Consider the following 11,538-nt stretch of genomic DNA (forward strand, 5'->3'; position numbering starts at 1 on the left):
ATGGCCTCAAGCAGTGAAACCGTCTCCACAGCAGCCGTCCCCAGGCTCGGCCTGCGTACCCGCCTGAGTCATTTCTGGCGGCCGTTCCGCCAGGCCAGCCGTACCTCGCGGCTGCTGATCTTTCTGGGCCTGGCGATCGTCGTCTTCTTTGCCGTCGTGGCCCTGATCGGGCCGTCGCTCTACGGTATCGGCGCCACCGAGTACCGGCTCGAGACCGCGCCCGGCCAGTTCCAGTCCATTCCCCGCCTCGCGCCGCCTTCGGATGCGTATCCGCTGGGCACCACGCGCGACGGTTTCGACGTCATGGCGCGGATTATCGGGGGCGCCAAGTTGGCGTTGCTGGTCATGCTGCTGGCGGTGTCCATCGCCATGCTGGTGGGCGTGACCGTGGGTCTGGCCAGCGGCTATCGCGGCGGGCCGGTCGACCGCACCCTGGTGACCGTGATGGACGCCATCTATGCGTTCCCGCCGCTGGTGCTGGCGATCATCATTTCGTTCATTCTTGCGGCGTATATCTCGCCGGGGGTGTTCTCGGCGGCGGCCGCGGTCGGGGTGGTCTATATCCCGCAGTACTTTCGCGTGGTGCGCAATCAGACGCTTGCCATCAAACAGGAGTCGTTCGTCGAGGCGGCCCGCTCGCTGGGCGCGCGCGATTCCATCATCCTCGGGCGCTACGTGTTCTTCAACGTCGTCCACACCGTGCCGGTAATCCTGACCCTGAACGCGGCGGATGCCATCCTTACCCTGGCCGCGCTTGGCTTTCTCGGCTACGGCGTGCAGCCGCCCACCCCCGAGTGGGGCTACGACATCTCGCAGGCGATCACCGACGTGTCGGCGGGCATCTGGTGGACGGCGTTCTGGCCGGGGTTGGCGATCGTGCTGCTGGTAACCGGCCTGACCCTGATCGGCGAGGGCCTGAACGACGTCATCAACCCGCTGCTGCGCTCGCGCGGTACCTCGGGCCCGCGCATGCCCAGACGCCAGAAGCTGTCGGCGGACGCCATGTCCGCGCCGGCGAAAACCGCGGCCGCGTCGGTGCGGGAACTGCGAGTCGGCTATCGCACGCCGGACGGGCCGCTATGGGCGGTGGACGGCGTCAATTTCGATATCGCCCCCGGCGAGAGTCTCGGCCTGGTCGGCGAGTCGGGCTGCGGCAAGTCCACGCTCGGGCGTGCGCTGATGCAGCTCATGCCGCCGGGCGGGGCGACCTACGGCAGCGTGAGTATCGGCGGCGAGGAACTGATTGGCGCCAGCGCGCGCCGCCTGCGCCAGCGCCGCGGCGAGGATATCTCGCTGATCTTCCAGGAGCCGATGACCCGGCTCAACCCGCTGATGCGTATCAGCGATCACTTCGTCGAGATGATCCGTACCCACAAGCCCAGGACCTCGAAGAAGCAGGCGCGTGCCATGGCCCGCGCGGCGCTCTCGCAGATGGGGGTGCCGCCGACCCGTGCCGATCACTATCCGCACGAGTTCTCCGGGGGCATGCGCCAGCGCGTGATGATCGCGTTGGGCATCGTGCTGCGGCCCAATCTGCTGGTCGCCGACGAGCCCACTACTTCGCTCGACGTGATCGTCGAGTCGCAGATTCTCGACATTCTCGACGACCTGCGTGGCAAGGAAGGTGCCGGTCTGCTGCTGATCACCCACAACCTGGGCATCGTCGCCGAAACCTGCGATCGCGTGGCCGTGATGTACGCCGGCAAGATCGTGGAGATCGGCCCGGTCGACCAGATCTTCACCGACCCCAAGCATCCCTATACGCGCGGCCTGCTGGCCTCGACCATTTCCCTGGATACCACCGAACTGCACTCGATCCCGGGCTATCCGCCGAATCTGCTCGACCCGCCGCCGGGTTGTCGCTTCGCCGCGCGTTGTCCCTATGTGATGGATCGTTGCCGTGACGCGGAGCCGGTGCTCACCGAGGCCAACGCCGGCCAACAGGTGGCCTGTTATCTGTATCCGGGCGCCGGCGCCGAGGTGCCGGCCGACATCACGCCGCCAAGCGGCCATCCGCAGGTCACTGGCGTATGAGCGAATCCAGCCAGAACGACGACAACCGCGCGCCGTCCGACGCCGACGCGCCGTTGCTGTCGGTCGAGAATCTACAGACCCATTTTCCCGGTCGCGGCAGCCTGTTCGGCGGCGCCGGCGATCCGGTGCGCGCGGTCGATGGCGTGAGCTTCGACGTCGCCAAGGGCGAGGTGTTCGGCCTCGTCGGCGAGAGCGGCTCGGGCAAGACCACACTCGGACGCTCGCTGCTCAAGCTGATCCAGCCGACTGGCGGCCACCTGCACTATCGCGGCATCGATCTCATGCCGTTGTCGGAAAAACAGATGCGCCCGCTGCGCAGCGAACTGGGCCTGATCTTCCAGGACCCGAACGCGGCCCTGAATCCGGCCATGACCATCGCCGAAGGCGTCGGCCATCCGCTGCGTATCCATGGCCTGGCCGAAAACCGCGCCGACGAGCGCCGCCAGGTGGCCGAGATGCTCGACCGGGTCGGCCTGCATCCGCCCGGTTCGTTTCTGGACCGCTACCCCGAAGAACTTTCGGGCGGCCAGAAGCAGCGTCTGGTGATCGCCCGTGCGCTGATCACCCGGCCCAGGCTGGTGATCGCCGACGAGCCGGTGGCCGCCCTCGACATGAGCGTGCGTGCCCGGGTGCTGGAGCTGATGCTCGAGCTCAAGCGCGAGCTCGATCTAACCTATATCCTCATCACCCACGATCTGGCCACCGCACGCTTCATGTGCGACCGCATCGGCATTCTCTATCTCGGCAATTTCGTCGAATGGGGCGGTGCCAAGACGCTGTTCGACGACCCGAAGCACCCCTATACGCGCGCCCTGCTCGACGCCATCCCGCTGCCCGAGGCCGGGCGCCGCGCCCGCACCAAGCGCCTGCCGCGCGGCGAGATTCCGGACGCCGCGCGTCCGCCCGCGGGCTGTCGTTTCCACCCGCGCTGTCGCGAGGCATTCGAACTGTGCGGCTGGGAAGGGCGCGATCTCGTCGAGGCGCTGGAGCGGCGCTGGACCGAGGTCGATGCCGACACCTTCGAACAGGAGCTGGCGCTGGTCGGCAAGCTCGCCGACGCCGAGGTCGGCCGCGATCGCGTGCGTTTTCCCAGCGGCGATGCCGACAAGCTGGCCGCCTGGCTCAAGGAACAGGGCCCGAATCTGCCCAGCCGCGTGTTCTCGGCCGTCACCGATGTGACCGCCGAACGCGGCGGCGTGACCGTGCGCCTGCGCGCCGCCCCCGAACCGGTCGCCCAATGGGGTGCCGGCCGGCATGTGGCCTGCCATCTCTACGGCATCCATGCCCGGGCCGACGGCGATCACGTCGGCGAGCCCGATCTGGAAGCGCTGCGCGATTATCAGCCGCCAACGCCGAGCTGGCAGCAGTAAGTCGGCGGCGTATGGGCACAGTGTGCAGGCGTGCACCGAATCGACGGCTTGAACCGGTCGTGCTAGGACTGAAATCGACTCGATGACTGACCGGTGTTCGACCGAAAGCGTGCCAGGCGACGATGCCGTTCATTGGCGCCAAACCGAATAAACGGAACTATGGTTGCATTGTTTTTAAAGTGTTTGCTCGGTGCCGCAGCCGTGTTGTTGATTGCTCTGCTTTCCAAGAGCAAAAGTTTCTTCGTATCCGGGCTGGTGCCCTTGTTTCCCACGTTTGCGCTGATCGCTCACTATATTGTCGGCACCGAGCGAAGCATGGAGGATTTGCGAACAACCGCGCTGTTCGGTCTTTATTCTCTTGTGCCCTACGCCGCGTATTTGATGGCAGTCTATTACTGCAGTTATAAATTCAATCTGGTCTGGACGTTATCAATGGCGACCGTCGTGTGGCTGTTATTCGCGTTCCTGTTATTGGCTGGATGGACAAGATTTCATCCCACATTGAGGTAGCGCCTGACAAATCGTTCGAGCTTGCAATCGGCGCGAAAGAGTCGTTTCTCGCTCTGCGGGCAGGGGGCAGCATGGAATCGCAAAACCGGGATAACAGCTTGTCGCGCGACATGGGGGCATTGGGCGCGATCGCCACGGTCGTGGCCGGCACGCTCGGCGCGGGCCTGTTCGTCACCATCGGCACGGCCAGCAGCACGACCGGGCCCAGCATCATTCTGGTGGTGATCCTCACCGGCATCGTCGCGATGGCGATCGCGACCAACTACAGCTGGATCGCGACCATATTTCCGGGCGCGGGCGGCGCCTATACCTATATCTCGCGCAGCTTCGGCGCACGATTGCCGGGCTTCGTCGTCACCTGGACCAAGTGGCTCGGTTATATGGCGGCCGACGCGGTGCTCGCAATCGGCTTCGGCAGCTATCTCAAGGTGTTTTTTCCGGGCATCGATCCGGCAATTGCCGGCTTTGCACTGCTGACCGTCCTGTTTCTGGTCAATCTCGTCGGCACCAAGGGTTACAGCTGGTCCCAGAACATCATCTTCGGGCTGCTCATGGTCTCGATACTGGTGCTCGTGGTGCCCGGCGCGTTCTATATCCGCCCGGCGCACTACCAGCCGTTCTTTACCGGCGGCGCCAGCGGATTCTTCGCCGCTGCCGTGCCGCTGTTCTATGCCTATATCGGCATTGCCGTGGCGGCCCAGATGGGCGCGGAGGTTCGCAATCCCGGCCGCAACCTGCCGCTGGCGATGGCTGGCGGCACCGCCCTGCTGATCTTCATCTATGTGCTCACGGCCGTGGTGATCTACGGCATCGTCGACGACTACACGGTGCTGGCCGACTCGGAACGCCCGCTGGCGACCGCGGCTGATGCCTTCCTGGGCGAATACGCGACCGCGATCGTGGCCATCGGCGGGCTGCTGGCCACGGCCTCCAGCGTCCACGCGGTGATGGCCGCGGCGATCAAGATGCCGTATTCGTGGTCCTGGGACGGCATATTCCCGCGCTCCTTCTCGGCCGTGAGCCGGCGATTCCGCACTCCCCACTGGTCTTTGCTCATGCTGTATGTCGTGGCCTCCGCCCTGACGTTCTGGTCGGACGGGCTCGACAAGGCGCTGTCGATCGCGACCTTCAGCTACCTGATCGCCTATCTCACGGTATCGATCACGGTTGGCTATGTGTATCTGAAACGGCCGGATCTGGCCGCGCAGGCGGCCTTTCGCCCCGGCGCCTGGTTCTATATTCCGCTGTTCGTCGCGATCGTCGGCTCGTTTGCCCTGCTCACCCAGGCGGCCAACTGGAGTGCGCTGTTCGCGGGCGACTTCGGGGCGCTGACGACACTCGGCATCTATATCCCGTGGCTGGCTGTCGGGCTGGTGATATTCGCGATCTACGCCCGGCGCGAGAGACAGCAGGGCACCGACGTGCACGCCATCCTGCAGACCGTGCCCGGTGTGGCCGGCGTCCGGGGTGAGTAGCGTTCTGGCTTACAAGCCGTCGGTGGGCGGCTCGCTATTCTGACTTGCGGTCTTAGCCGCCGGACAGCCGCAGATCTCGAGCATGGAAAATCCTTCGGGCCTTCGATCGCTGCCTGACTTGACGGCCGATTGGTTACTGCCGGCAGGGACGCGTCTCCTGGCGCGTTATCTTGGCAGCCACGCCATAGAGACCTGCCCCCAGATGCGCCGGTGCGATCGGCCAGCGCCGCAGGCTGCGCGGATTGGTCGCGGTGCGTGTCCGTTTCAAGCGCGATCGTACCGTTTGTCGGATGCGCCGGCGTGTGTCACATAAAAGTGGCACGTTTTGCTAAAGTCAAAGCTATCGGGGCCGTATTCAAATCAATAAGAATTGACTTGTCCAGGCTCGTGCCGGCATGGGTGAGATGCCGCGCGATATCTGTATTTCATGGCCGATTTGGCCGAGGGGGAGAGTGTGTCCAGATGTCTTGATTGGCATGGCGTTTTCGCCGTGCTGTTGGTCCTGGTGTTGGTGGGGTGTGCGACCGAGTCGCATCGCACGGTTGCTACCGAGAAAGTGGCGACCTACGCCAAGGCTTACAACGGTCCGCGTTACGCGATTGTCGTGAGTAATTTCCAGAATCGCTCTGCCTATCAGCAGGGTCTGTTCAGCGCCGGCACCGACCGACTCGGTAGCCAGGCGAAGACGATTCTCAAGACGCACCTGCAACAAACCAACCGTTTTGTCGTCGTTGATCGGGATAACATGTCGGCGATCGCGCAGGAGGCGTCGATCCGAGGTCAGGCGCAATCTCTCAAGGGTGCGCAGGTGGCCGTCACGGGCGATGTGACCGAGTTTGGTCGCCGTACGACAGGCGACGTCCAGCTCTTCGGGATTCTGGGTGCGGGCAAGAAACAGGTCGCGTACGCAAAGGTCGCGTTGAATATCGTTGATGTGACCACATCGGAAATCATCTACTCGGTTCAGGGCGCCGGCGAGTTCGCGCTCAGCGATCGGCAGGTCATCGGCTTTGGCGGCACGTCGGGCTACGACGCCACGTTGAACGGCAAAGTGCTGAATCTGGCCATCACCGAGGCGGTCAACAATCTCACCGAGGCCATGGAGAGCGGCGCCTGGTCACCGGTGGCACGGTGATGAGCGACAGATCATTTCCTCTCCGGTCGTTGGTCTTCCTGGGTGTGCTGTTGCTAACCGCCCTGACGGTCACCGGATGCGCATCACAGGGCAAGCAGCCCCTGTATCGCTGGGGGGGCTACCAGTCGCTTATATATCAGCAGTATGTGAAGCCGGGCACGGCAGAGCCGGGCATACAGGTGGATAAACTTTCGGCAGATATCGAGCGCACGCAGGCCGAAGGTAAGCGTGTTCCGCCCGGTGAGCACGCGCATCTTGGGTATATGCAGTACCAGATCGGCAATACCGATCAGGCGGTTCAGGAATTCCAGGTCGAGCGTAACGTCTATCCGGAATCAGCGACGCTCATGGATAGACTGATCAACCGGGCGCGTGCTGGCGGTGGCTCGTGAGTCTGCGCCAGTGGGCCAGGGTCATTGTGATTGTCATGACCCTCGCGCTGTCGGCTTGTGCGACGGCACCGAAGAGCTACGACTACTCGGCGTATCGCAACGATCCGCCGCGCTCGATCCTCGTTTTGCCGCCGACCAACGACAGCGTTGCCGTCAACGCGCCCTATGTCTATTTGTCGACGATCACGCGGCCCCTGGCCGAGGCGGGCTACTACGTGTTTCCGGTCGCCGTCATCGATAGATTCATGACGGAAAACGGACTCGCCGACCCGGCGGAAATGCAGGCGGTGCCGTTGCAAAAGATCGATGAAATCATCGATCCCGATGCCGTTCTGTATGCCCATATCGTTGAATGGGGGCAGAAGTACCACCTCATTTCTTCCGACACGACGGTGGATATCAAGGCGCGACTGGTCGATGCCGATAGTGGCACGCTCTTATGGGAGGGGTCGGCGCGCGTGGTGGAAGCGTCCGGCAACGGACAGGGCGGACTTATCGGTGCCGCGATCGCCGCGTTGGTGGATCAGATCGTGGACACGGTCAACGAACGGACCCGCGAGGTGGCAACCCGAGCGAACGCAACCATGATCAACGACCCGGACAACGGCCTGCCGTTGGGGCCATATAATCCGGATCATGTAACCGATGCCAGAAGACAGTAGTCGGCGTTCCTCATTCCGCTCATCCATCTGACCGACGCGATCGCGGAGCAGATCCGCAAGGCCGGCGGGTCGCGACGGCGTGCAGTTCTGCTCGAAGGCTGTACCGAGAGCGTGATGCTGGTTCAGCATACGCATACGCCAATCCCGTTGTTCGATACCACGGCCATTCATGCCAGGGCAGCCGCCGCCGCAGTGTTGCGGTGAGCCGGGCGGGCAGGGAGAACGCCGAGCCGCTCGCTCGCGTGGCGTGGTTTAGCCGGCGTTCGGATCCAAGGGGGCGGCCGCCTGTCGACTATTCCCGGCGCCGCCGCCGCTCGCCAACGTGTCGCCTTGCCCCAGCTGTTCGAGCACGAACGCGAAGATCAGTGCGGTTTCCTCGAGCGCGGTGAAGCGCCCCGGTAGGCCGCCGTGGCCTGCGGCCATGTGGGTCTTGAGCAGCAGCGGATTGTCGTCGGTCTTGCGCTCACGCAGCTTGGCGACCCACTTGGCCGGCTCCCAGTAGGTCACGCGCGGGTCGGAGACGCCGGCGATGACGAGCGTCGGCGGATAGGCCTGAGCGGTGACGTTCTGATACGGGCAATAGCCGCGAATGGTCGCGAACGCGTCGGCATCGTCGCGCGGATTGCCCCATTCCGGCCATTCAGGCGGGGTCAGCGGCAGGCTGTCGTCCATCATCGTGTTGAGCACGTCCACGAACGGCACGTCGGCGATCGCCGCGCCCCAGAGGTCCGGCCGCTGGTTGAGCACCGCGCCCACCAGCATGCCGCCGGCGCTGCCGCCGTGCGGCACGATCGCGCCGCGTCGCGTGTAGTGGTTGTCGGCCAGATACTCGGCCACCGTAATGAAATCGCTGAAGGTATTGGGCTTGTGTTCCAGCTTGCCCTGGGCGTACCAGGCATAGCCGCGTTCCTGACCGCCGCGCACGTGCGCGATGGCATGGATGAAGCCCCGGTCGACGAGCGAGAAACGGCTGGATGAGAATGCTGCCGGTTCCGATATGCCGTAGGCGCCGTAACCGTGCAGCAGGCAGGGCGCGCTGCCGTCGATCGCGGTATCGACATGATGAATCAGCGTGATCGGGATCGCCGCGCCGTCGGTGGCTCGCGCGGACAGGCGCCGCACCACATAGCGGGCCGGCTCGAAGCCGCTGGGCACGTCACGGCGTTTGCGCAGCACGCGTACTCGCGTGCCCATATCGTAATCGTAGGTCTCGTCGGGCGTATTCGGTGCGCTGTAGATGAAGCGCAGCGTGGTGGTGTCGTGCTCGAAGCCCGGTGCGATGCCGAGGCTGTAGGCTTCTTCGGGAAAAGAGATGGCGTGTGATTCGTCGCGCTGCTTGTCGGTAATGACGATCTTCGGCAGGGCGTCGGCGCGCTCCATACGTACCCGAAAATGCGCGAATTCGACGTGATCGAGGAGCAAACGGCCGGGTTCGTGCTCGACGATTGTCTGCCAGTGGCTGCGATCCGGCGTGTCCACCGGGGTGCGCACGAGCTTGAAGTCCTCGTCGCCGTCGGCGTTGGTAAGGAGCACGAAATCGTCGCCGTCGTCCTCCACCGAATACTCGACGCCGGTATCGCGGGCGGCGATCAGCGTGGGCGCTTCCCAGGGTGTGTCGGCGTGGATGAAGCGGGTTTCACTGGTGGCGTGATCGTGTGCGTTGATCAGGATGAAGCGTTCGCTCTGGGTCGTGGCCACGGAGACGAAAAAGCCGGCGTCGGCTTCTGTATAAACCAGTTCCGCGGTGGCTGGGTCGGCGCCCAGCGGCAGCCGCCAGACCTTGCACGGCCGGTGATTGTCATCCAGCGTGGTGTAGAACAGCGTGGCGCTGTCGGTGGACCAGAGCAGGTTGCCGGTGGTGTTGCTGATCGGCGGCTGGATTTCATTGCCGGTGGCGATGTCGCGCACATGCAGTGTGTAGGCCTCGGAGCCACGTTCGTCGAGGGCGAACGCCAGCAGTTTGTGATCGCGGCTGTGATTGACCGCGCCGAGGTCGAAATACGCTCGGCCGCTGGCTTCTGCATCGCCGTCGAGCAGGATCTGTTCCTCGGGCAGCGGTTCGCCGGGTTCGCTTTCGCCGTCGTGGTTGCGCGGCGCGCGGCAGAAGATCGGGTGCTGGCCGGCCTCGCGGAAACGCACGTAGTAGACCCAGTCGCCCTCGGGCGTGGGCACGCTCGCGTCGCGCTCTGTGATACGGGCGCGCATCTCGGCGACCAGTTGCTGGCGCAGATCGCTGCTGGCGGCCATGTGGGCGTCGGTATAGGCATTCTCGGCGTCGAGATAGGCGCGGATGTCGTCGCCCAGCTGCGCCGGGTCGTGCATCGCCTCGCGCCAGTTGGCGTCGCGCAGCCACGCATAGTCGTCGACCAGGGTGACGCCGTGGACGACCTGCGTCTTGCGCCGGCGTTCGGCGACCGGCGGGGCAGTCGTTGAGGCGGTAGCGGCGACGGAGTTATGGGTCATGGGCAGCGAGTACGTTGGAAAAACAGGCGCGCACGACTACGACGCGCGCAACCAGAACCTGTCGATGATTGCGTTCGTGGGGCGCTTATTCAAGATTGGCCTGGCCCGCGCTCACCGCGAGCCCGGCTCAGACCGGGGTTTTCTGCGCGGTCAGCTGGCGCAGCGCGCGTCGGTGGGCATGCTCGACGGCCGCGCGGTCACGGGTGCTGGTCATCGCTTCGATCGCGGCCTCGCGCAGCGCATCGGCCTGTTCGCGCATGAGTTTGCGCTGATCACCGTTGTGCAGGAATTCGCCGGTGTCACCGATGCGCCGCAGCATGTGCAGGGTGGCATTGTGGTCAGTGGCAAAATAAGAGCGCAGCTGATCGAAGATCGCCTCGGCCAGCGCCTGGAAATTGAAGCCCGACGCCCAGACGCGCAGCTTGCCGTCATCATCGAAGAAATGCAGGGTGGTGACATCACGCCGCGCCAGCCGGTTGAGCGCCACGCTCAGCCAGTCCAGGCAGCCCATGGCGGTGTAGGGGTCGTTGATGCCGGGGGACAGGGCACGCGCCGCTATTTCGACGAGTTCGTTGACCAGAAAGAACACGTCCTGTGACTGGGTGCGCTGTCGGCCCAGCACGTAGGTGCCGGCCAGCGATGCGGCCACGTCCGCGTCGAAGCGTGCGGCCGGCCAGACCCAGAGCAGGGTCTGGCCTTCGCCGACGAAATCGCCGGGCGCGCGTTCCAGACGCAGCACCAGGTCATTGTCGACCGCCTGGCGCATCAGCGAGCTGTAGACCAGATTCTGGATATACCCGTTGCCGTCGGCGCGCACCGCCACCGCGGCCTCGGCGAAATCGGCCGGCAGATAGGCGGCCGGCTGCTCGCTGGCCTCGATCGAGCGCGCATCGTAGGCGTCCATGGCCGCGTCCAGATCGCGGGCGACGTTGCCGACCACGTTGGAGACATGCAGCGATTCGGTGATGTGGTGGATGAAATAGATCAATACCGCGAGGCTGGCCACCGCCATCACCATCGCGAACAGCATCGACAGATGCGGCACGAACTGGGCCCCCGGCTCGTCGCCGGCCTGGATCGTGCGCAGCAACAGCAGGCAGTAGACAAAGGTCGACACGAACGTACCCAGCGTCACCTGGTTGCCGGTGTCGTTCATGAAGTTGGTGAGCAGGCGCGGGCCCAGCGTCGAAGTCGTGTACGACAAGGCCGCAATGGTGATCGAGAACGTCACCCCGGCCACGCCGATCATGGAGCCGGCGACGGTGGTCAGCAGCCCGCGTGCGCCGTCGGCCTGGATGCGGTACACCCAGGGCACCGCGTCCACCCATTCGTTGCCGATGACGCGATCGAGCGCGATCAGCGCAAACGACAGTAGTGCCGCCCCGAGCGACATCACCGTGGGCACGAACCAGTAGCTGCTGCGCAGGTTGTTCCAGAACTTGATCAGTTGAACCATGCGGGAACCGATTGGGCCTGCGCCCGTCGAATGACGAAGAA

9 protein-coding genes are annotated in these 11,538 nt (G+C 64.4%); 7 read left to right on the plus strand and 2 right to left on the minus strand.

Annotated features, from left to right (window positions below; genetic code table 11):
• From ACFOSU_RS08355 to ACFOSU_RS08385, 7 genes are all read left to right on the plus strand, one after another.
• Window positions 1-2,034: a dipeptide/oligopeptide/nickel ABC transporter permease/ATP-binding protein gene (locus ACFOSU_RS08355; protein ID WP_380688379.1), complete on the plus strand. Its 2,034-nt coding sequence runs from the start codon at window positions 1-3 to the stop codon at window positions 2,032-2,034.
• Window positions 2,031-3,404, plus strand: coding sequence for an ABC transporter ATP-binding protein (locus ACFOSU_RS08360; protein WP_380688381.1), 1,374 nt, complete (start codon window positions 2,031-2,033; stop codon window positions 3,402-3,404). Before ACFOSU_RS08355 ends, ACFOSU_RS08360 begins: the two co-directional genes overlap by 4 nt.
• 159 nt (window positions 3,405-3,563) lie before the next feature.
• A complete protein-coding gene (locus ACFOSU_RS08365) occupies window positions 3,564-3,914 on the plus strand; it encodes a GlpM family protein (RefSeq protein WP_380688383.1) in 351 nt (116 codons plus the stop codon).
• 71 nt (window positions 3,915-3,985) lie between these two features.
• A complete protein-coding gene (locus ACFOSU_RS08370) occupies window positions 3,986-5,389 on the plus strand; it encodes an APC family permease (RefSeq protein WP_380688385.1) in 1,404 nt (467 codons plus the stop codon).
• 427 nt (window positions 5,390-5,816) lie between these two features.
• Complete coding sequence (locus tag ACFOSU_RS08375) at window positions 5,817-6,524, plus strand: CsgG/HfaB family protein (protein WP_380688387.1); 708 nt, start codon at window positions 5,817-5,819, stop codon at window positions 6,522-6,524.
• Window positions 6,524-6,916 (plus strand): DUF4810 domain-containing protein, encoded by a 393-nt coding sequence (locus tag ACFOSU_RS08380; RefSeq protein ID WP_380688389.1) that lies wholly within the window; start codon window positions 6,524-6,526, stop codon window positions 6,914-6,916. Before ACFOSU_RS08375 ends, ACFOSU_RS08380 begins: the two co-directional genes overlap by 1 nt.
• Window positions 6,913-7,578 (plus strand): DUF799 domain-containing protein, encoded by a 666-nt coding sequence (locus ACFOSU_RS08385; RefSeq protein ID WP_380688391.1) that lies wholly within the window; start codon window positions 6,913-6,915, stop codon window positions 7,576-7,578. Before ACFOSU_RS08380 ends, ACFOSU_RS08385 begins: the two co-directional genes overlap by 4 nt.
• A gap of 252 nt (window positions 7,579-7,830) precedes the next feature.
• On the opposite strand, the gene ACFOSU_RS08390 is transcribed toward ACFOSU_RS08385, so the two are convergent.
• The gene (locus ACFOSU_RS08390; RefSeq protein WP_380688393.1) at window positions 7,831-10,041 is read right to left on the minus strand and encodes a S9 family peptidase; all 2,211 of its coding nucleotides are present in this window, start codon (window positions 10,039-10,041) and stop codon (window positions 7,831-7,833) included.
• 127 nt (window positions 10,042-10,168) lie between these two features.
• Window positions 10,169-11,497, minus strand: coding sequence for a DUF2254 domain-containing protein (locus ACFOSU_RS08395; RefSeq protein ID WP_380688395.1), 1,329 nt, complete (start codon window positions 11,495-11,497; stop codon window positions 10,169-10,171).
• Window positions 11,498-11,538 lie beyond the last annotated feature (41 nt).

The sequence above is a fragment of the Salinisphaera aquimarina genome (assembly GCF_042643355.1).
Lineage (GTDB): Bacteria > Pseudomonadota > Gammaproteobacteria > Nevskiales > Salinisphaeraceae > Salinisphaera > Salinisphaera aquimarina.